Genomic DNA, 21,929 nt, shown 5'->3' on the forward strand with positions numbered 1-21,929 from the left:
CGCTACATTGCTTTTTTTATAGCTGTTATCTGTTTTTCCAAACGTCAGCGATGATTTCAAACGAACGCATTCTGTCTGCGTGTTCAAAGGTTTCTGAGTTAACCATAATTTCGTCAGCCTGTGTCGTTTTGACGAAATCTTCAAGCTTCGCCTTCACTTCTTCCGGACCTCCGACAATCGTGGAGCTCAGCTGCTCATTGACCATCGCTTTTTCATACGGGCTCCAGATTTGGTCCATATCCTCAACAGGCGGTTTAAGCTGGTTCGGCGTACCGCGGACAAGATCAAGAAACCTTTGATAATGCGAAGTCGCAAGGTGCTGCGCTTTCTCGTTTGTATCTGCCGCGATAATGGTGACACCGACCATCGCATACGGTTCGTCGAGCACGTCTGACGGCGTGAAGGAATTGCGGTACAGCTCCAAAGCGGGAACCGTATTCGCCGGTGAGAAATGAGCGGCAAAGGCAAACGGAAGACCTAATTCACCTGCCAGACGGGCGCTGAAGCCGCTTGAGCCCAGCAGCCAAATCGGCACATCTATGCCCTCTCCGGGAATGGCGCGAACTTGATTGCGCACATTTCCTGACGGTTTAAAATAATTGCGCAGTTCCTCTAATTGTTCTGGAAAATCCTCCCCGCTGTTGATGTTTCTGCGGAGTGCTCTGGCTGTCAACTGGTCTGTTCCCGGCGCACGTCCAAGCCCCAGATCAATCCGCCCGGGATACAGTGTTTCCAGTGTGCCGAATTGTTCAGCAATGACTAATGAAGAGTGGTTCGGGAGCATAATGCCGCCGGAACCGACGCGGATTTTCTTCGTGCCTCCGGCAATATGGCCAATCAAAACTGCGGTGGCAGAGCTTGCAACACCTTCTATATTATGATGTTCAGCAAGCCAGTAACGGTGATAGCCCCATTCCTCTGCCCGGCGCGCCAAGTCCATACTGTTTCGGAATGATTCTGCAATCGTTCCTCCCTGAACAACCGGAGATAAATTCAAGACAGAAAGCAAGGTATCTTTGCGTTGGTTGTTAGACATATTGTTCTCCTTTGCAAATGTGTTATCAGTAAACAGCCCAAAGCTGTCAGGTCATGATTGAAAGAACTTCTATCACACCATAACACAACTGCATTCAGGAATAAAAGAATTTGATTCGATGAAATTCGAACAATATAAAACGAACGGTTTGGAACATTATTCTGCTCCAAACAACTCCTTAGCCATCTCAATAAAGAGCTTAGCCGCCAGAGAAGCCTCCTTTAGCGACGGAACAGCAAGCTGCACATCACGGTATACCTGCGGGTCCAATTCCCGGGTCACCACATGCTCCGGCAGCGGCATCCCCGACATGGACATTTCTGATAAAATGGCCAGGCCCAGTCCTTCTCTGATCATACTGATCGAGGTGTTGATGTTATAGACCGTGAAAGCTGGGTGCAGCGTAGCGCCCGCCTGCCTGAACATATCGACAAATGGTGATTCATAGCCTCCGTCACAGACGATCATCGGTTCATGGTCAAGATCTTTCAGCGTAATGGCCGAATGACTGGCAAGCGGGTGATCGTCCCTGAGCACGACAGCCATTTTGTCTTTTTTCAAATGAATGTACTCCATCTCCTCTGTTGGATACAGAAGAATCCCGACATCTATCATCCGCGTATGAAGCCACTCCTTGACTTCATTTACAGTTCCCTCGTGCAGCACGAGCTCAAGTTTCGGATATTTTTGTTTAAATGCACTGATCAGCTTCGGCATAAAATAAGCCGAGGCAGTTGAGAATGTGCCGATATGGATCGTTCCCAGTTCAAGCCCTTTTTCTGCTGCTGCTACCTGCTCAACTTTTTCAATGCCTTTTAAGACTTCTCTAATGTGTACTAAGATCTGTTTTCCCGTATCCGTCAGCATCAGGCCATTGCGGCGGTCACGAATGATCAGCTTTACATCAAGCTCAGCTTCGATCGCAGAAATCGCATGGCTGACAGCCGGCTGTGTCATGTTCAGCGCCTGACCCGCTTTTGTAAAGCTTCCCGTTTCAGCTATTTTCACAAAAACCTTTAATTGTGTAATGGTCATAACAATTTACTTATGCTCCTTATAAAAAAGATTCATTTTATTTATCTTATGTTCTACCGTATCATATGATGGAAAAGTTCTACAAGGAGTGAATGAACAATGAAGCAGCTCTCAAAAACGCGGACAGCTCTCCTGCTCGCATTTCTCGTCATCATGTGGGGCGTCAATTGGCCGCTGTCCAAAGCCGCGCTCGCCTATTCTCCGCCATTATTGTTCGCGGGCATCCGAACGCTGATCGGCGGGCTTTTATTAGTCATTGTCGCACTGCCGCGTATTCATAAATTACGCTTAAAAGAAACGTGGCCGATTTATCTTGTTTCTGCTCTTTTAAATATTACGTTATTCTACGGCCTGCAAACGATCGGGCTGAATTATCTTCCGGCCGGCCTGTTTTCTGCAATCGTCTTCTTCCAGCCTGTTCTGATGGGTGTATTTTCTTGGCTGTGGCTCGGCGAATCCATGTTTGTAATGAAAGTGATCGGCCTCATCCTCGGTTTTGCGGGAGTAGCCGTCATTAGTGCTGCGGGCTTTGGCGGGCATATTTCTGTCATTGGGGTTCTGCTGGCTCTCGGCTCCGCAGTCAGCTGGGCGCTCGGGACGGTATATATGAAAAAAACAGGCAGCCGCGTCGATTCCATCTGGATGGTCGCTCTGCAGCTGACGATCGGAAGCGTGTTTCTGCTTATATCCGGCTTTTGGACAGAAAGCTTTTCGGCGATCCAATGGACAGCTCCGTTTATCACGAGCCTGCTGTTCATCTCCGTATTCGTTATCGCGCTCGGCTGGCTTGTCTTTTTTACGCTTGTCGGTTCAGGAGAAGCAAGCAAGGTCGCATCTTATACTTTTTTGATTCCGCTCATATCAATCGTGGCCAGCTCCATTTTCCTGCATGAACCGCTCACCCTTAGCCTCTTGGCAGGGCTGCTGCTGATTGTCACGAGCATCTGTCTCGTGAATACAAAATCAAAAGCGCAGAAAGCTGCGGCGATTGGTATAAACGAGAAAGCTGCACAATAATAAAAACCCTCTTACCGGATGCGGCAAGAGGGTTTCTTATTTACTGATGCTTGCGTCCTTTGACCAAATATGCAACTGTAATCAAAAGGTAGATCGCCGCAGTAATGCCGGTAATGACAATTGATGTTGTCATAATGACCCCGATCAGAATGGCGAGTAATGCCACAATCGCAAACCATGTCGTGTACGGGAACCATTTTACATAATAGGCCGGTGTTTCCGTTTGCTGTTTTCTCGATTTTAAATGAGCGAATCCGATGATCAGCCAAATGAATAAAACGGTATATCCCAATGATCCCATTAAATAATTAAATGTTTGGCTTCCTGCGAACAGAGAAATCAATACGCCAATATAGAGAGAAGAAGTGCACATCAGAATCGCAAACATCGGTACGTTTTTCGATGAAAGCTTCGAGAAGACCTTTGGAAGCCTTCCGTCACTTGCCTGTGTATACAAAATGCGTGATGATCCGTATAAACCTGAATTCATAGAAGAAATGATCGCCAGCAGGATGACTGCATTCATGATATGATCCGCGCCCGGAATGCCTACCATTTTAAAGACCATCACGAAAGGACTTTCCGGAACGGAATTGACTTGGTTCCATGGAATCAGGCTGACGATGATGAAAAACGGCAGCAGGTAAAACGCGACAATCCGTGTCAGTGTGCTGCGGACAGCTTTCGGGACAACCTTTTCCGGATTTTTTGTCTCTGCAAGCGTTACACCGATAATTTCTGTACCGCCGTAAGAGTAGATGACGACAAGCATCGCCGTGATCAGCCCTGTGCCGCCGTGCGGGAAAAATCCGCCGTGGTCTGTCAGATTTGAAAATCCGGATGCTGTATGATCACCGAATGATACAAATAAGAGCAGCAATCCCAGAATAATAAAGATAATAATAACGGTAATCTTGATCATTGCCAGCCAATATTCGGTTTCGGCGAAGATTTTAACAGAAAGCAAGTTTACAATCGTGACGATAAGAGAAATTCCTAATGCCAACACCCAGATCGGGCAGCCCGGCAGCCAATATTGAATGAAAATCGCAGCTACAACAGCTTCAGCCGCAATGTTAAGCACCCACATTTTCCAGTAGATCCAGTCCAAAAAGTAAGCGGCGTAATTTCCCAATACCTGCTGGACAAGATCACGGAAGGTTCTGGCGTTACGGTTTCGAACAGCCATTTCCGCCAGCCCCTGCATAATAAACAGCAAAATAATCCCGCCGAGCAGATATGCGATAATGACAGATGGCCCTGCCACATCGATCGCTGAGCTGCTCCCCTTAAATAAACCTGCGCCGATTGCTCCGCCCAGCGCCATCATCATAATATGGCGGGACGTCATCGTGCGTTTTAACGTTTGATTGTCGTTTTTCATCCTCTTCTACCTCTCCTTCTCGTTTTAAAAACAAAAAAGCCCGCCATCTCCTACCTAATCTAATAGATAAAGAGACGACGAGCCTTCGGCTGACCGCGGTACCACTCTTGTTGATTCTTCATGAAGAATCCTGCTTTTGACCTGTAACGAAGGTTAGCCGTTAAAACATAGGGAATATTCAATCTATTCCGTTCCGTCTTACCACTCCCGGGCGAGTTCAAAGAAGAATCAGGCTGCGTCGCACCACCCCGCAGCTCTCTGTTCTGATCACTTTCTTTTACTGCTCCCAATCTATGTGTTTTAGTTTTCTGAAAAACTCAAATTTTATGATCTGAATATATTAACATAATATACGTGCTTCTCTTTTAACTGTCAATAACTTCAGAGAAAAAAGAAACTGTTATTTTGTCCCTTTTCGAATGGCTTTCCAAAAGGATTCTGACTCGTTTCCTAATGCGTAAACTGAAACACCTGCTATTTTATATTGCTTTGCCAGATGGCTTTTCGTTTGAACGGTTTTTTCGTTTTCATACCACACGACATGTTTATGCTTCTTTTTGTCAACATAAGAAAACGTCATCGATCCTGATTTTTTGTTGAATGCCGGCTTTGCTTTTTGTTTTTTGATGAGGGATTTGAGCTCATTCCATTCCCTTATTGTGCTGTTACTTCCGTCTTTTACATCCCAGTCATAGCCGTACGCAGGGATTCCCATGATGACTTTATTGGCTTTGATCTTTTTGACTGAAAACTGCAGAGAGCTTTTGATCCAGTTTGTGCTTGCCACTGACCCTGGCTCACCCCAAATGCCATGTTCGTCGTAGGTCATGACTTGTACGAAGTCGGCATATTTGCCGATTTTCGCATAATCATACGGCCAGCTCCAGTCATCATTTTTATCATCGACGCTTTTGGCCGGAACGGATACCATTGTTTTAATATGTTTCTTATTCAAAGCCTGTGAGACATATTGAATGAAGGTCGAGTACGCAGCGCGGTCTTCTGGATTTACTGCTTCAAAATCGATATTAATTCCGTAATATGAGTGCTTTTTGGCCAGTGTAATTAACTGATCTGTGAATCGTTTTTTCGCTGTTTTATTACTCATGACTCGACTCGCTAAATCTCCGTCAAAATCATAAATGGCATCATTATAGTTTGAAATGACAGCCCATGTCTTGATTTTTTTCTTTTTCGCATATGTCAGCTGCTTGCTTGGGGCATCGCCAATGATTCGTCCGTTTTTTTCAAACGCAAATGTATCGGTTGCGATGGCATTCATGTATGTATGATATTTCGTAAGAGAATTGTATGAAGCCGTATCCCCAGTCGTGTAGCCTAGTGTCATTCCGGCTGCCTTCGCTTCTCCTTTTGTATACATAAACAGAACAATCGCAATCGCCAGTGAAACCGCTATGATCAGCCATTTTTTCATCGCATTTCCTCCTGTATCAAGTCATACTCTTCTCATCGGCCAAAAAATTGGAAGTTGAAGTTTTTTCAAGCAAAAAGCCCGGCATATGCCTGCCGGGCTTCCTGAGTTCAGCGGTCAGAGACGAGAATATATGCTGCCTTTACAGGTCCGTGCACTCCCACAACTAAATCCATTTCAATGTCTGCTGAGTTGCTCGGTCCGGTAATGTAGTTGATACATGAAGGAACAGTGTCACCGTTCGCAATGTTTTGGCGGATGATATCACTGGCTTGTGTCATTCTCGGTACAATGCTTGATTTCGGCACGATCGCAATATAAGTCGTCGGCAGAAGGCTGACAGATCGGCCGATGTCTTTTGAGGAGAAGAGGACAACCGTCCCCGACTCAGCCAATGTAATTTCGCTGAATGTAATCCCTACATTGGCTTGCTCCGCTTTTTTGATATTTTCCTCGCCTTTGTCAGCATCCCACTCCCAGACCGGCGTTCCTTCACTCGGCCATTCCTTGGTGAGCAGGCTTTTCAGTCCGTATTCTTCAAAGCGGGGATCCTTCGGAATGATGACAGGGCCTCCGGAAAAGCGGCTGACTTGCTCGCGCAGGGCATCGTAAAGGCCGGTTGAATCCGTTTCAATCAGCTCTGTATGGATTTTGACACAATGGTTTTTGAGCACTGTGACTAAGTCATCCGCTGAATAACCTTCAAGTGTTTTATATTGCGGCTGATGCGCCCATTCAGGGACTGCCACGCCTCCTGTTCTTCGTTCACGGCCCAGGCTGGATACGATTCGGTTTAAAAAGCTCTCTTGATTCTGAATGGTTCCCTTCGTCATCACTGCTCCTCCTTCGTGCGTTCACTTGTTTCTCTGTCCGCAAACCAGTCTCTGAATCTCGATTTATGCGGTGCCGGGAAGTCGCGGATCTGGGTCCAATTTTTAAGCGGGCCGGGCCCCTTCGAAATTTTTTCGTCCTCTGTAAAAGGCGTCATGGCGGCCGGCGCCCATTTTGAGCCCATTTTGTAAAGCGATAAGGAGGATGCGCCAAGTCCGAATGCTTTCATTGCAAGCTTTTCACTGATCGGCGCCCTGCCTTCTTTTTCGACGATATTCTGACGATGCTTGAGTAGCAGCTCATGAAGCGGGATTTTGACCGGGCAGGCTTCTGAACAAGCAGCGCACAGTGAAGATGCGTACGGCAGCTCCTTATAATCGTCATAACCGCCGAGCAACGGCGATAAAACCGCTCCGATCGGCCCCGAGTAGATTGAGCCGTATGAATGTCCGCCGACATGGCGGTACACAGGACAGACATTGATACAGGCGGCACAGCGGATACATTGCAGCACAGACTGGAATTCCGTTCCAAGGATATTGGATCGTCCATTGTCAACGATGACAAGATGGAATTCTTCCGGACCGTCCACTTCACCTTCCAGCTTCGGACCCGTCAAAGCTGTAATATAGCTTGTCAGCCGCTGTCCGACAGCACTTCTTGTCAGCATGCTGACTAGCACTTCAAATTCAGAAAATGACGGGACAATCCGCTCCATTCCCATGACGGTAATTTGTGTTTTCGGCAAGGTGCTCACAAGCCGTCCATTTCCTTCATTGGTCACAAGGCTGACGGAACCCGTGTCAGCGATGGCGAAGTTACAACCGGTAATGCCGATATCCGCTTCCAGAAACTTTTTCCGGAGAATGGCGCGCGCATGCATCACCAGCTCTTCCGGTTTTTCTGTATGTTGATAGTCCAGTCTTTCTTTAAACACATCGCGTATCTGCTCTTTATTTTTATGAAGGGCGGGCGCTACGATATGTGACGGCGGATCGTGATCATCAATCTGCAAAATATACTCCCCGAGATCGGTTTCTACGACTTCACAGCCTTCCTTCTCCAGCACCTCATTCAGATTGATTTCCTCTGTGACCATTGATTTAGATTTCACAATTTTCTTCCCGTTCTTCTTTTGAATGACATCCCGAATATAGGAAGACGCCTCTTCCGCTGTTTCCGCGAAATAGACATGTCCGCCTCTTTTCGCCACATTTTCGGCAAGCTGTCCGAGATAGAAATCAAGGTTTTCAAGGACATGCTGCCTGATTTCCTCTGATAATGAGCGCCACTCCTCCCAGTTTCCCAGTTCTTCTGCTGCCTCTAGGCGCCGCGTCCGCAGACGCTCCTGTGCACCCGAAACAGCGCCTCTCATAAATTCATTATCAATCCCCTGTGATACCCGCTCTTTAAAAGCGTCAGTACCAATTTTCATCGCCATGATCCTTTCCCCCTCTGAATCCAGTTTTATCTGCTGTTGAGCACTTCGGCGATGTGCATCACTTTGACATTCTTATCTTTTCGGCCAAGCCGTCCCCCGATATTCATCAAACAGCCGCAGTCAGCACCGATCAGCACCTCTGCTCCCGTTTCCTCCACACATTCGACTTTTTCATCGACCATCTGCTCAGAAATCTGCGCCATCTTGACGGAGAACGTTCCTCCGAATCCGCAGCAGTTATGTTTGCCCGGAAGCTCTGTAAACTGCAGGCCCTTCACATGGCTCAACAGCTTCATCGGCTCCTCCCGAACACCCAGCAGCCTTGTCATATGGCACGACGTATGTAAGGTCGCTTTTGTATGAAGGGTCGCGCCGACATCCTCTACTCCAAGTACGTTCACAATAAAATCTGTCAATTCATACGTTTTATCCGCCAGCTTTTGCGCTTTATCGGCCCATTTCGGATCATCCTGAAACAGGTGCGGATACTCCCGGAACATCGTTGTGCAGGAACCGGAAGGACTGACAACATATTCGGAATCCTGAAACGTTTCGATCATCCGTTTCATTGCTTTTTTGGCGTCATTTACATAGCCGCTGTTGTAAGCCGGCTGCCCGCAGCAAATCTGCCCTTCCGGAAAATCAACCTCACACCCAAGCCGCTCCAGCAGCTCAACCGTTGCTTTTCCGACATTTGTTTGAAACATATCAACAAGACAAGTGACAAAAAGTGAGACTTTCATGATGAACCCCTCTCTCATCCCCAATATATGATCAGGTCATCTGATGACCTGAGTTAAAATAACTATATGAATATCGTACACTATTCTGACAATGGAAGGGAAGGGTTTTCTAGGGATATTTTCATTTGTGGCATATAAAAACACTCCCGATCTCCCAGGAGTGCAGTATATGGTTAGATCCAGCCTTTTTCCTCAGCGATGCTGGCGGCTTCTGTCCGATTTTTCGCATTAAGCTTTTGGATGATTTCTGAGATATAGTTTCGAACTGTGCCTTGAGATAAATAGAGCTCCAGCGTAATGTCTTTTGTTGTCTTGCCTAAAGCCGCAAGCCTCAGAATTTCTTGCTCTCTAACGGTTAGCGGATTTTCGTCTCGCATCATATTAAACGTCAACTCAGGGCTGAAGACACGTTTTCCCTTTACACATTTTCGAATGGCATCGGCCAGATCGTCAATTTCGCCGTCTTTCAGCAGATAGCCATGTGCACCGGCCTTTACGGCGCGTTCAAAATATCCGGGGCGAGCAAAGGTGGTTAAAATAATGACCTTGCTGACGCAGCCTTTTTTCATTAATTCCTCTGCCACATCCAGCCCGCTTCGAACCGGCATTTCAATGTCCATAATGCATACATCCGGCTCCAGCTTCAAAATAGCATGTAGCGCCTCTTCCCCGTTTAATGCTTGTCCGATGACTGTCATATCCTCTTCTAAATCAAGCAAAGATCCCAAAGCGCCTAAAAGCATGCGCTGGTCCTCAGCAATAAACAGACGAATCATTCTTTTCGTCCTCCAATCATTCTGCTTTTTTAATAAGCGGAATCGTCAGTGCCACAACCGTTCCGTTATGATCTGAAACCGTTAATCCCCCTTCAATGAGCATGAGCCGTTCTTCCATTCCCCACAGGCCATTCCCAAACATTTTCTCCTTCGGCGCTCCCTTTCCGTCATCCCGTATTACGATCCTCATTTTGTCAGCAAATTGAGAAATGGTGATGGCACAGTGGGTTGCTTTGCTGTGCTTGATAATGTTAGTCACGGCTTCCCGCATACACATACTGATAATATTTTGAGTGACGGGAGATATCGCTGAAAAGTCGTCGGCTCCTTCGTATTGAAAGGTAATGTTCCCCGCTCTTAATATGTGCTGAATGTTTACGAGCTCCTCTGTTATCGTGACCGTCCTCATATCAGAAACCAGCTCTCGAACTTGCTTGAGTGCGGAGCGTGAGCTGGTTTCCATTTCTTTTGCCTCAAGCTTGGTCCGTTCTGGATCAGATGCAGCCAGCCGCTGAATGAGCTGGCTTTTTAATGTAAGCAGCGACAGGGTGTGGCCAAGGGTATCGTGAAGATCACGGGCGATTCGAACACGCTCCTCTCTTTTAGAGAGTTCTTTTATCTGTTCGTTGGCTTGTGCAAGCTTATTTTCAAGCTCAATCCTCCGAAACATAGAACGAATGCCGAATGGAGAAATGAGCATAATGACGAGAAACGGGAGAACAGAAAAAAGCTCCCGAAGCGAGACCGAATTCGCGATAAATTGGTATAGGCATGGAAAAAGCAGTATAAAGATTAAAGCGCAGAACGCACGGTTAAAATTCGTTTTCTCTTTGTAATAACCAACAAAGTTTGCCGGAAAAAAACCTAAGTATATATAGGTGATATTGTAAAACACACTATACATCAAAATAACCGCCATTTGCACGATAAGCCAATATGTAAACGAAGCTTTGCCCACGCTGCAGAATAACTGGCGATATGCCGCTACAAAAAGGAGCAGCATACCATATCCGATCCCCTGTTTGACCCCTGATTCTTTTAATAAAGAGAGGAACGGCATAATCGTATACACCAGAAAGATATAAGGGAAAAACCCGAATTCCTTCGGGAAAATAGATATTGCCTTTTTCATGTATTACACCGCTTCTTGTTTTCTTCTTATATATTTAGATAGTAGCATGAAGAGCATCATATAAGCGATTAATATCAGAATATTTTTCCAAGTCGGACTCCCACCCCGGACAAGTTCCCACGCTCCGCTCCCGAAATGATAAGACGGAAGCCACTGGCCAATGCTCTGCATCATGTCAGGCATGACCTCAAACGGCATCCACATCCCTCCGCCTAAAGCCAGCAGCATATAAAGCACATTACTGATTCCGGCCGCTGTTTCTACTTTTCTCATGAGGCCGATTAGTGTGCCTAATGCTAAAAAAGGCAATGCGCCAAACAAAATCCACAGTCCGCTCATCATCCATTCAAACGGTGACAAGGCAATATCATTGATGATTGCGCCGAACAGAAATATGACGGTAATTGATAAAACGTGAATGACACTTTGGCCGATCATCTGAGCTGATAAATAGATATGATCCGGAAGAGGCGTAAGGCGGATAAAGGCGGCCCAGCCTTGTGACCGTTCTTGTACCATTCGGATGCCAAGCGTCATGATAGAGGAACCCATCACGCTGAAGACTGTCATCGACATCAGGTAATGGGCTTCCCATGCACGTTGATCAGGGACGTTGGTATTCACTACATTTGTAAAGAAATAATAAAAGGCAATCGGCATGATCAGAGACCAAAGCACAAAGTACTTGTTCCTAAGCACCCTTTTCATTTCAGCGATGCTTTGCTTTTGCAGCACGTTCACTCACATCGCCTCCCTGTTGCCGTCAGCCAGCTGGCGAAATGCCTCATCGAGCGTTGCTTGCTCAATTCGAATATCCCGTGCATGTATGTTTTCTTGAAAGATCAGCGCCAACACTTTGTCTGTATTTGATGTCTGGATGATGGTTCTCTCATGCTCGTGGATCACTCTCTCGACTTCCGGGTGACAAGACAGCCTTTCCAATGATTCACTTGAATGAAGCGTAAAGGAAACAGACTGTTTTTGAATTCTTGAGCGGATTTGCATTGGTGAGCCGTCTGCAACAAGCTGTCCTTCAGTAAAAAATAGGATTCGCTGTGCGGCATCATCTGCTTCCTGTAAATAATGAGTTGAAAAAATAATCGTTTTTCCTTGGTCCGACAGTCCGTGAATGGTCTGCCAGAATCGGTGTCTTGATGAAGTGTCCATGCCGACTGTCGGTTCATCAAGTATAAGCAGCTCCGGGTTCCCGGCAAGAGCCAAAGCAAAGCTCAAACGGCGTTTTTGTCCGCCGGATAATTTTTCTGCTCTTGTTTTCAAATCTTCTTTGGTGAGTGCTGTTAACGAAACGAGTTCTTTCATGGACAATGGATTCGGATAATAGCTCCGGAAGAGTTCAAGGATTTCATCCACCTTAAGGCCCGGCATGACACTTACTTCCTGAAGCATTACACCTATTTTTTCACGAACCTGTTGATCATCGGGAACCCGGTTAAATAGTTTGATTTCTCCCTCACTCGGTTTCAGCAATCCTAATATCATCGAGACGACGGTCGTCTTCCCTGCCCCATTTGGCCCGAGAATGGCTGCAATTTCTCCTTTTTCAATACTGAAGCTGATGTGGTTTACAGCGGTTTTTCGCTGGAAATGTTTTGTCACGTTGCTTACTGTTACTGCTTCTTTCATCACATGAGCACCTCCTGATCGTTTACATTGATTGTAAAATGACGGAGAAGACGATGTTAGTATGGGGTGTCATGATGATGGAGTGACAAATGTCATTTTTTTCTCACCCCGGTGTCTAGGCAATCCTCCTCCTGCATCTTCCAATTCATCCATCTTTTCTATCTCCCATGTCCTCTTTCTTTTAAACTGCTGTGACATTCATAGAAAGATACACTCTTCAAACCATCCGAGTGTTATGATAGATCTATTGAACTTTATATTACTTTCCGGCTGCTTCGCCGATCGCTGACCTGAAGGAGAAAATCCTTACATCACTGCAGCATCAAAAGGAAGCTCATCATAAGAGTGATGACGAATGTTTTATATTAGTTGATGTAAAATAAAATGATCCATGAGACATAACAATGATTTGTTACATCTCATGGATTTTTTTGTTTCAGCGTTTCTTTGGAATATGTCCTGACTCCGCATATTGAAACACCTGCAAGGAAGGCAGCGGGTGTCCATGAAAATCAAATAAAGCTTGATTATCTACAGCACTTCCCCCATACCACTTCCCGGCGTCTTCAGGGTCGTATTCAGCAGCATAGCTGGACGCCCACCCTGACCCGTATGTTTCCCATAACACTTTGTTTTTCTCTATCTGTGTCTTCGGTCCGACTGGAATCCACGCCGGCTCCCAGTAGAAAACACCAAGTCCTGCTTTGCCCGTATTCGCCACTGCCTCCATTACATCTCTTACTGCAGTTGCCTGGCCTTGAACAGAAATTGGATATGGCAGCGTCTGCCCGCTTTTTGGTGCTGTATTTCCATGCCCATCTCCATCCTCAGCGGTATAGGTGTACGATGTCTCCGCCACCATGACTTTTTTACCGTACGTATTGGCAACAGCCTTCAGCACGGAGGTCAAATTTTGTAATGTGCCATGCCAGAAAGGATAATAGGAGCTCGCAAACACATCATAATCCACTTTGTTTTTGCTGAGTGTTTCCGCAATAAATGAATACCTTCCAGCCGTTTCAGGATTGGTAAAATGCAGGGCGACCAAAATATTTGAATTTGTCTCCCTGACCGCTCGGCTTCCTTCATTAAATAATTGGCACATCTTCGTCCAATCAGTCTCACCGGCAAATCCTCCTGTTGTTTCATTTCCGACCTGGACCATGCCGATGTCAACGCCTTCCTTGATCATCTTTTGCAGGCTTTGTTTCGTATACTCATAGAGCTTTGCTTTTTTTGCTTCAAAGCTGAGATTCACCCAGGCTTTGGGCACCTTTTGTTTCGCTGGATCGGCCCAGAAATCAGAGTAGTGAAAGTCGGCCAGCACCTTCATTCCGTTCGCTGTCGCTCTTTTTCCGATTTCGATGGCTTTTTGAACATCATTGTTTCCCCCGCCATACCCATTGCCATTTGAATCATACGGGTGATTCCAGATGCGGACGCGAACATAGTTGACGCCAGCCTGTTTTAAGGTTGTAAAGATGTCCTGGCGTTTTCCGCTTGTATTATAAAAGATGACACCGCTGTTTTCCAAAGCAATAACGCTGGATACATCTGCCCCTTTGATAAAATCCTTGTTCATCCCCTCTACTTTTTTAACAAAAAGATCCTCTGCCCGAAGCTCTGACACGTGCTTCTCCTTCTCAATGGCAGCGGCATATCCTGTTGAACTACATGCAATCCACACGATGGCAGCCGCAAAGAACATTTTCACTTTGCTTTTCATGATTTCATCCCCCAAAGACTTAGTAAGCGGTTTCATTCTATAGAAAAAAGAATCCGCCCATATCGAGCGGAGCATCAGCCTAATGTGTGTTTACGATAATTCTCACTTCATACTTTTCCATCGTCAGGTCGCCTGACAATATGTCTCCTGTCATCATGTCCTTCACACTCTGGTCAAACGTGACCAGCTGTTTTTCTTCCGTGAAATTCATGACAAAAATATAATCATTGTCCTGATCCTGCCTCGCTTGTACGGAGACGCCTTTTCCGTGCCGAACCGGAAAAACTGGAGAAAGAGACAGGTCTGTGATCAGACCCTCATAGAAATCACGCTGAAATTGATCCTCCATACGCGCGCCGATAAAATACGCCTTGCCCTGCTGGTACTCATGGCTTGTGACCGCTGGCGTGCGCGCATAAAAATCTTCTTGATACACCGCTTCCACTGAAGCTGTCTTTACATCAATCACGGTTGCATAATCCTTCATTTCATATATTTGGCTGCGGTAGCTGACAGCGTTTCGATCCTTCGGATACAGGGTGTCCGTTTCAAGAGGCTCAACTCCAAATATAGCTTGAAGGTCCGGATGCCATCCGCCTGTGTATGTTAAGTCATGCTCATTCACAATCCCGCTGATATACGTCATGACTAAGATGCCGCCGTCAGCTGTAAACGCTTTCAAACGGGAAATGGTGTCCTCGCTGATTAAATACAGCATCGGGACGATCAGCAGTTTATATGGTGAAAAGTCTTGTTCTTTCGTAATGACGTCGACAGGGATATCGTGTTCCCAGAATGTGCGGTAATGCTGCTGAAGCGTTTGCGGATAACGTTTTGTCGCCTTCGCAAACCCCTGAGCATCCTCGAGCGCCCAATGATTTTCCCAGTCATATAAAATTGCGGTTTGAGCCGGCCTCTTCGTTCCGACAACTTCGGACAGCCGTTCCAATGTCTCGCCTACCTTGGCCACTTCTTGAAAGACGCGGTTCTTCGGGCTATTGTCATGATCCACAACCGCTCCGTGTAATTTTTCTGATGACCCCCGTGATTTGCGGTATTGGAAATAGAGAACGCTGTCCGAACCGTGGGCAATCATTTGCATGGACGACAGCAGATTCATGCCCGGGCGCTTTGCCTTGTTGACGTTATGCCAATTGACCGCGCTTGGCGTACACTCCATTAATAAGAAAGACTGCTGCTTCAAGCTTCGGTACAGATCGTTGATAAAACCGACCTTCATCGCCAAATCAGCTGTGCTTTCCCAGTCATTGTGCCAGACAGGATAAGCGTCCCAGCTGATGACATCGACATGCTTTGCAAATTTGCTGTAGTCGAGGCCCTGGTACGGGATCAAATCCGCTGTGTCAGCCATAAAATTCGTTGTGATAGGGATATCAGGCGTCAGTTCTTTCAGCGGAATGATTTCATTTTTATAAAACGAAATCGTTTGATCGGTGACGAAGCGGCGCCAATCTAAATTCAGGCCATGCAAGCCATTTTCACCGATCGGCGAAGGGCTTTCAATTTGTGACCAGTCATTGAACGTATGGCTCCAAAAAGGAGTCCACCACGCATGGTTCAATGCCTTGAGGCTGTTGTCATATTTCGATTTCAGCCACTCCCGGAAAGCATGCTGGCATAAATCACAGTGGCAATCTCCCCCGTATTCGTTTGAAATGTGCCACATTAACAGCGCCGGGTGATGCCCGTATCGTTCTGCTAATAAGCGGTTGATGTGCCGTGTTTTTTCTCGGTAGACTTTAGATGTGAGGCAGTGGTTGTGCCTTCCGCCGTGCAGCTGTTTGACGCGGGAGGCATTGACGCGCAAAACTTCCGGATAGGTTTGCGACAGCCAGGCCGGACGGGCTCCGCTCGGCGTTGCTAATATGACCCGGCCGCCTATACTGTGAATCCGCTCAAAAATATCATCCAGCCATTCAAATTGATATACGCCCTCCTCCGGCTCAAGTGCGCTCCATGCAAAAATACCGACAGAAAACGTATTCGTATGAGAAAGCTTCATCAGTTTGATATCGTCAGCTAAAATATCGGGCCGATCCAGCCACTGATCGGGGTTGTAGTCTCCCCCATGGAGCATAAATTTCGCTTTTGTTACGTGCGTTTTTTCAAGCTTTGACATCACATTCTCCTCCTTTTTCTCTTAGCCCTTCGTTCCGCCTGCGGTTAGTCCGGACACAAAATTCTTTTGCAGCATGATAAAGATGATGGCCACCGGTATGCTGATAAGCAGGGCTCCGGCCGCAAATGTCGTATAGCTGGCCCCCATGACATCATTCACTAAATTGAATAGACCGACGGGCAATGTATATGATTCAGGCGTTCTCAATATGGTTGAGGACAGCACAAAATCTCCGAGCGGACCGGTAAAGCCGTTCATGGCCACGACTGCCGCCATCGGTTTTGATAATGGCAGAATGATCTGGAAGAAAATTCTGGTGCTGCTGGCTCCGTCAATCTTGGCGCTTTCGTCTAAATCCATCGGAATGGAATCCATGTACCCTTTCATCAAATACGTATTCATCGGGATCAGGCCGCCGATATAAAGCAAGATTAGCAGCCAATGGCTATTGATCATTCCCAAGATTTGCGCCAGCACAAACAAGGCAATTAAAGCTGAAAACTGAGGAATCATCTGCAGCAATAAAAAGAGCGTTAAAGCGTATTTCCTGCCTTTGAAGCGAAAGCGCGAAAACGCATAGGCTGTAAATGTCACACAGAGCAAAGACCCTGCCATTGTAAACAGGCTGATCTTCATTGAGTTGACATACCACTGCACATATTGAAGGCTTTCTTTGCCCGCAAATAATTCCTTGTAATGGTCGAATGTCGGATGCTTCGGAATGATGGATGTACTGATTAAGCTGTTGCCAGGGTTAAAGCTTGCGCCTGCCGTCCAAAGGAGAGGATACACAATGATGACCGCCATAAAGGCTAGCAACAAGTAAGAGAAAAGGAGACGGATATATTTTCTGACTTTCATATCTGCCAGCATACCTTATGCCCCCTCTTTAAAAGACTTTGTCTGTCTGAATTGCCACAATGCGATGGAGATAACAAATACAGATAATAAAATGGTTAAAGCCGCAGCAAGAGAATATTGGCTGGACTGCATTGTCAATTTATAAATCCATGAAACGAGGATATCTGTCCCGCCGGCTGTTGATCCGGTTACAGCCGGACCTCCGCCATTGAATAGATAGATAATATTAAAGTTATTAAAGTTAAACGTAAACTGGGTAATGATAATCGGAGCCATTGCAATGAACACCATCGGAAGCGTGATGTATCTCAGCTTTGAAAAGACAGAAGCGCCATCAATCGTAGCTGCTTCATACAGATCGTCCGGGATGGATTGCAATACGCCTGTTGAGACGAGAAAGATGTACGGAAATCCGAGCCAGCCCTGCATGAGAATCAACGCAAGCCTCGACCAATTGGCATCTGTCATCCACGGAAGCGGATCTATCCCGAAGAAAGCCAAGATGTCGTGATTCATCGCACCGAAGCTATCATTAAACAGTCCCGCAAAAATTAAAATCGTCACAAAACCGGGAACGGCCCATGGCAAAATCAGAATCGTCCGAAAAAAACGTTTAAACCGAAGGTCTTTCTGGTTAACAATGATCGCGAGAAAAATCCCCAAGCTGACTTGCAGTGTGGATGCAGCAAGTGTCCAAACCACCGTCCAAGCCAGTACATCAAAAAAAGTCGACCTCCAAATATCAACTGTGAAAATATTTGCGAACGTTTGAAAACCGACCCAATCAATTAATTTTGCAGGAGGAGAATGATACAAATCATAGTTTGTAAACGCTAATGCAAAGCTGAATAAGATAGGAAAGATCACGGCGAAAATTAAAATAAACAAAGAGGGGCCGCTGACGACATAAGGATAGCCCTCAGAAATGATATGTTGGTATTGTTCCTTTAAGGAACTTAATGGCTTATTTTCATCACGCTGTTTTCCGCTTTGGAACGCATCGCGAAGATTCACATAATACACCGCAAGGCCAAAGCAGGTCACGATGACAGCGATAATTCCTTCCGCCAGCAGAAAAACGGAATTATCCCGCGGCACTTCTGTTCCCAGTGTAAAGATTCCCCAAAACCCCATATTGAGCAGATCTCCAAAGACCGCAAAAAACGATGCGCCTAAGAAAAGAAAGACAATACCTTTTATCCATTGCTTGTTATAAAATTGCCCGAGCCCCGGGATGATAGAAAGCAACAAAGCGACTTGACGATGCTGCACCGTTTTCACCTCTCTTACAATACAAATCTAGCTTCCTCTTTATTTTCCGCTGTGCTTTGCCTTAATTTGTCCTTTGGCGGTTTCAGCAGCTTGATCCAATGCTTGTTTCGGATCCGCCTTCCCTGTTGCAACCGTCTGTAATGCTGAATCAGCCGGCGTCCATATTTCATTCATTTCCGGAATATTTGGTGTTGGCTCTGAGAAACGGGATTGTTCAGTAACAGCCCGTGCCGCCTCGCTTTTCATAATAGCCGGGTCATTGGCTAGGGATTTCACAGCAGGAACTTCTTTCGTTTCTTCATATCGTGTTTTAGAATTTTTTTCATTTGCCAGGAAAACGGCTAATTCTTGCGCCAGTTCTTCATTCTTTGTAAATGCACTAACGTTGTAGCTTTTGACGCCGATAAAGGAGCTCATGTTTTTCCCATTTTCCAGCTTCGGCAGTTTCGTAATGCCATAATTGATTCCTGCTTTCGAAAAAGCTTCTACATTCCATGGACCAGAAATAATTGCGGCGGCTTTTCCTTCTGTGAACAGCGATTCCAATACGTTAATCCCTTGTTCTCCAATAATGCCAGCTGGGAACAGGCCATCTTTGTAAAACTTCTGAATCAGCGCCGCACCTTTGACAGCTCCTTCATTATTGATTCCAATGTCTGACGGATTATAGCTCCCATCTTTGGCCTTTCCAAAAATGTATCCGCCATATCCGCTCATCACACTTTCTGCATAATAAATTTGATCGAATAGGGCTAAAAAGCCAAATTTGCTGCCGTCAGCAGTCTTTTTGGAATAGTCGTACCACTCTTCCAGCGTTTTGGGCAATTCCTTTTCTGTGATGAGATCTTTGTTGTAAAAAAGCACAGTCGTTTCGACCGCTTTTGGCAGTCCATAAAGCTTTTGATCTACCATTTGAGACTGAATGGAAGCGTCAGTATAAAGTGATTGAACGTCTTTTTTGACATGTAATTCCTTGAGTAATCCTTCCGTGACAGCGGTTCCGATTTGGTCCCCTGGCATTGTTAACACGTCAGGGCCTGTGCCGGCCGGTCCATCCATTCGCAAATCTTCAATCTGCTTGGCATACGGTTTTTCAACGACTTTGACCTTCACATCATGCTCTTTTTCAAATGCAGCCACAGCGTCTTTAATGCCGTTGCTCTTTTCTTTATCCTCCCATACAACAAGCTCTGACCCTTTTGAACTCGATTTGGCGCTGCTGCTTTCCTTTGGGCCGCAAGCCGCCAAGGATAAACTGACAGCTGCGCAGAGCATGAATACGGAACACTTTTTTGCCATTTTCATTGATTGTCACCCTTTCGGTAGGAATGAAAGCGCTTTAAAGATAATATAGCACGCCTGAGAAAATGTGTAAACAAACTATTTACTTCATAGAGTAAATTTTTTTACCCAAATAAAAAATGACTTAGTGTCCTAAGTCATCCTTAATTCATACTCTTCCTGACGATTAATTCTGCGCCCACATATAATGTTTTTACCGTTCTTCTCTTGTCCTGCACTTGTTCAAGCAGTAATTGAACAGCATTTTTACATAATTCATGTATATCAATATGAAACGTCGTCAGAGGAGGCGAGACATACTTCGCGAAGCTGATGTTGTTGATACTCACAATGCTTACCCTGTTTGGTATGGCAATCCCTTTTTCGTTCAGGGCCTGCAGACAGCCCACTGCAATCGGGTCCGCTGCAATCATAAAAGCAGTCGGAAGCTGATCGCCTAATGTGTCGATCGCTGCTGACATCAGGCGGTAGCCGTTTTCTACAGAGAATCCGCGATGACAGAAAATATAGCGCTCGTCCAGCATGGCTTTTTCCCTCATATAGGATCTGAAGGTTTGTTCACGGATGTCCATTTCATCCTGATTGGTATTCGGATTTTTGTAAGTGCCGCCGATAAAACCGATGCTCTTATGCCCCTTCTCAGTCAGGATGTTTACCGTCTTCCTTGTCATTTGTGCCAAATCGGGCCTTACCGAGTCAAAATGATCGGGATCAGGAGTTGAATCGATGAACACGCCGTTTTCAGTGAGATTTCTGAGGAAAGCCAGCTCTTCATCTGAAAATGTGCCGACGGCAATAAACCCTTCCGTATGTTCAGGAATGCTCTCGATTCCATCCGCTATTTTATAAGTGGTCATATCGACATTGAATGCTTTCGCCAGTTTCTCTACTTCTAATCTCATCGTTTTAAAATAGACATCTTCTAATTCTTCTTTATCTGTCAGCCAATATAAAAACGCAATATGTTTCACCAGCGGCCTTACTGTTTTTTTGCGGTAATTGAGCTTTTCCGCCGCTTCATAGATTTTCTCCCGTGTTTCATCAGGAACAGAAAGGCTTTCATCGTTATTTAAAACGCGGGAAACGGTCGAGATTGAAAATCCCGCTTCCTGCGCGATATCTTTAATTGTCGCCATTGCATCTGCCTCCATTATTCAGCTCGCATTGTTTTAGTAAAATATTTTACTTTCTTTTTCGCAAATGTCAAGTGCACAAAGCCCTCTGGCTGCCATGTAAAAAGACTGAACCATTTGCGGCTCAGTCTCAGTTGTTCGTATCATTCGGAACCGGCGGAATTGCCCGGGAAATGAGTTGGTTATTGCACATTTTCATCGAAATATCCCGAAAGTACATCTTCCACATTCGTCAAATGCGCCAGCATGGCGGCTTCCGCCTGTGCACCGTTCCCGGCAGCCACAGCATTGTAAATCCGTTCGTGCTCCTCATACAGCCGCTGAACGGAGGTCTTCTTGGAAAACAGCCAGATTTTCCTCGTTTCCCTCATTGTTTCCAGCAGCAATGATGACACGTGATTCATCAAGTGTTTAAGAAGTTCATTTTGAGAAGCGTCCGCAAGCGCAAGATGAAATGCAAAGTCTGCTTTCTCTCCCAGCTCCCCGTCCGCTTCAATGCTGCCCATTTCCTTTAGTGCATCCTGAATTCTTTCGAGATCTGCTTCTGTCCTTTTTTCAGCCGCTAGTGAAGCCACGCCGATTTCAAGCAGTTTTCTGACCTCGAGCAGCTGCTTGACGTCCTCTTTTTTCATCAGAAGGGCGGCTGAGAGCGGCTGAGAAATTTGATTGAGCTCAAATTCCTTCAGATACGTGCCTTCTCCCTGTTTCATTTCGACAAGCCCCATCGCTTTTAGCGCAGAAAGTGCCTCGCGAACCGCTGAACGGCTGACTTGAAAGCTCTCAGCAAGCGCCTGAACAGAGTCCAGTTTATCCCCCGGCTTCAATTCGCCGTTTTTGATCATATCTAATAGTGCATCCGCTACTTCTTCATATATTTTTTTTGTTTTAATCTGTTTGTATTTCAATGCAATTCACCCCGTAACTTGTAGGTCTGGCTGTTTACGATCTATTATACTCTGTTTTTTGGGCCGCCAAAAGATTTTGACTATTTTGTCAAAAAGTCTTGTACTTTGATTTTTTTCAA

At 45.9% G+C, this 21,929-nt stretch carries 19 protein-coding genes, 1 pseudogene and 1 other annotated feature; of the genes and pseudogenes, 2 read left to right on the forward strand and 18 right to left on the reverse strand.

Translation table 11 applies throughout. From position 1 onward, the window contains the following. Nucleotides 1–25 precede the first annotated feature (25 nt). Together NSU05_RS17170 and NSU05_RS17175 are read right to left on the reverse strand one after the other, a co-directional pair. Complete coding sequence (locus NSU05_RS17170) at nucleotides 26–1,036, reverse strand: MsnO8 family LLM class oxidoreductase (RefSeq protein ID WP_003228318.1); 1,011 nt, start codon at nucleotides 1,034–1,036, stop codon at nucleotides 26–28. 156 nt (nucleotides 1,037–1,192) lie between these two features. Further along, complete coding sequence (locus NSU05_RS17175; RefSeq protein ID WP_038429652.1) at nucleotides 1,193–2,071, reverse strand: LysR family transcriptional regulator; 879 nt, start codon at nucleotides 2,069–2,071, stop codon at nucleotides 1,193–1,195. Between the two features lie 99 nt (nucleotides 2,072–2,170). On the opposite strand from NSU05_RS17175, the gene NSU05_RS17180 reads away from it, so the two are divergent. Then, the gene (locus NSU05_RS17180; protein WP_003228315.1) at nucleotides 2,171–3,088 is read left to right on the forward strand and encodes a DMT family transporter; all 918 of its coding nucleotides are present in this window, start codon (nucleotides 2,171–2,173) and stop codon (nucleotides 3,086–3,088) included. A 40-nt stretch (nucleotides 3,089–3,128) separates the two neighbouring features. On the opposite strand, the gene NSU05_RS17185 is transcribed toward NSU05_RS17180, so the two are convergent. The 9 genes from NSU05_RS17185 to NSU05_RS17225 form a co-directional block, all read right to left on the reverse strand. Beyond that, nucleotides 3,129–4,472, reverse strand: coding sequence for an amino acid permease (locus tag NSU05_RS17185; RefSeq protein WP_003228313.1), 1,344 nt, complete (start codon nucleotides 4,470–4,472; stop codon nucleotides 3,129–3,131). 67 nt (nucleotides 4,473–4,539) lie between these two features. Then, nucleotides 4,540–4,775: a binding site (T-box leader), on the reverse strand. A 97-nt stretch (nucleotides 4,776–4,872) separates the two neighbouring features. After that, nucleotides 4,873–5,907 carry a glycoside hydrolase family 18 protein gene (locus NSU05_RS17190; RefSeq protein WP_038429654.1) on the reverse strand — a complete coding sequence of 345 codons (1,035 nt, stop codon included), beginning with the start codon at nucleotides 5,905–5,907 and terminating at the stop codon, nucleotides 4,873–4,875. A 107-nt stretch (nucleotides 5,908–6,014) separates the two neighbouring features. Continuing rightward, a complete protein-coding gene (gene lutC / locus NSU05_RS17195; protein WP_038429656.1) occupies nucleotides 6,015–6,737 on the reverse strand; it encodes a lactate utilization protein LutC in 723 nt (240 codons plus the stop codon). Continuing rightward, nucleotides 6,737–8,176, reverse strand: coding sequence for a lactate utilization iron-sulfur protein LutB (gene lutB, locus NSU05_RS17200; protein WP_014480926.1), 1,440 nt, complete (start codon nucleotides 8,174–8,176; stop codon nucleotides 6,737–6,739). Before lutB ends, lutC begins: the two co-directional genes overlap by 1 nt. A 26-nt stretch (nucleotides 8,177–8,202) precedes the next feature. Beyond that, on the reverse strand, nucleotides 8,203–8,919 hold the full coding sequence (gene lutA, locus NSU05_RS17205; protein WP_024573483.1) for a lactate utilization iron-sulfur protein LutA: 717 nt from the start codon (nucleotides 8,917–8,919) through the stop codon (nucleotides 8,203–8,205). Nucleotides 8,920–9,092: 173 nt separating this feature from the next. After that, nucleotides 9,093–9,695, reverse strand: coding sequence for a two-component system response regulator YvfU (gene yvfU, locus NSU05_RS17210; protein ID WP_015251201.1), 603 nt, complete (start codon nucleotides 9,693–9,695; stop codon nucleotides 9,093–9,095). 16 nt (nucleotides 9,696–9,711) lie between these two features. Continuing rightward, nucleotides 9,712–10,827, reverse strand: coding sequence for a two-component system sensor histidine kinase YvfT (yvfT, locus tag NSU05_RS17215; RefSeq protein WP_038429658.1), 1,116 nt, complete (start codon nucleotides 10,825–10,827; stop codon nucleotides 9,712–9,714). A 3-nt stretch (nucleotides 10,828–10,830) separates the two neighbouring features. Then, a complete protein-coding gene (locus tag NSU05_RS17220; protein WP_003228297.1) occupies nucleotides 10,831–11,568 on the reverse strand; it encodes an ABC transporter permease in 738 nt (245 codons plus the stop codon). Further along, on the reverse strand, nucleotides 11,569–12,474 hold the full coding sequence (locus NSU05_RS17225; RefSeq protein WP_072692770.1) for an ABC transporter ATP-binding protein: 906 nt from the start codon (nucleotides 12,472–12,474) through the stop codon (nucleotides 11,569–11,571). A 272-nt stretch (nucleotides 12,475–12,746) separates the two neighbouring features. Here NSU05_RS17225 and NSU05_RS17230 point away from each other — a divergent pair. After that, nucleotides 12,747–12,854, forward strand: a pseudogene (locus NSU05_RS17230) (hypothetical protein); the annotation flags it as partial. 53 nt (nucleotides 12,855–12,907) lie between these two features. Here the strand turns inward: NSU05_RS17230 and ganB are convergent. From ganB to lutR, 7 genes are all read right to left on the reverse strand, one after another. Further along, entirely contained in the window at nucleotides 12,908–14,197 is a 1,290-nt protein-coding gene (gene ganB / locus NSU05_RS17235) for an arabinogalactan endo-beta-1,4-galactanase (RefSeq protein WP_038429659.1), read from the reverse strand. Between the two features lie 79 nt (nucleotides 14,198–14,276). Beyond that, nucleotides 14,277–16,340, reverse strand: coding sequence for a beta-galactosidase GanA (ganA, locus tag NSU05_RS17240; protein ID WP_082098083.1), 2,064 nt, complete (start codon nucleotides 16,338–16,340; stop codon nucleotides 14,277–14,279). Nucleotides 16,341–16,358: 18 nt separating this feature from the next. After that, the gene (gene ganQ, locus NSU05_RS17245; RefSeq protein ID WP_015714737.1) at nucleotides 16,359–17,210 is read right to left on the reverse strand and encodes an arabinogalactan oligomer ABC transporter permease GanQ; all 852 of its coding nucleotides are present in this window, start codon (nucleotides 17,208–17,210) and stop codon (nucleotides 16,359–16,361) included. A 3-nt stretch (nucleotides 17,211–17,213) separates the two neighbouring features. Continuing rightward, nucleotides 17,214–18,470 (reverse strand): arabinogalactan oligomer ABC transporter permease GanP, encoded by a 1,257-nt coding sequence (gene ganP, locus NSU05_RS17250; RefSeq protein ID WP_015714738.1) that lies wholly within the window; start codon nucleotides 18,468–18,470, stop codon nucleotides 17,214–17,216. Nucleotides 18,471–18,509: 39 nt separating this feature from the next. Then, nucleotides 18,510–19,775, reverse strand: a complete 1,266-nt coding sequence (gene ganS / locus NSU05_RS17255; protein ID WP_038427925.1) for an arabinogalactan oligomer ABC transporter substrate-binding protein GanS — start codon at nucleotides 19,773–19,775, stop codon at nucleotides 18,510–18,512. Between the two features lie 140 nt (nucleotides 19,776–19,915). Next, nucleotides 19,916–20,908, reverse strand: a complete 993-nt coding sequence (gene ganR, locus NSU05_RS17260) for a galactan degradation operon transcriptional regulator GanR (RefSeq protein ID WP_003244199.1) — start codon at nucleotides 20,906–20,908, stop codon at nucleotides 19,916–19,918. A 179-nt stretch (nucleotides 20,909–21,087) separates the two neighbouring features. Beyond that, nucleotides 21,088–21,810, reverse strand: a complete 723-nt coding sequence (gene lutR, locus NSU05_RS17265; protein WP_038429663.1) for an L-lactate utilization/bacilysin biosynthesis transcriptional regulator LutR — start codon at nucleotides 21,808–21,810, stop codon at nucleotides 21,088–21,090. Between the last annotated feature and the right edge of the window lie 119 nt (nucleotides 21,811–21,929).

It is taken from the genome of Bacillus sp. EU52 (genome assembly GCF_037964975.1).
Taxonomy (GTDB): Bacteria; Bacillota; Bacilli; order Bacillales; family Bacillaceae; genus Bacillus; species Bacillus subtilis.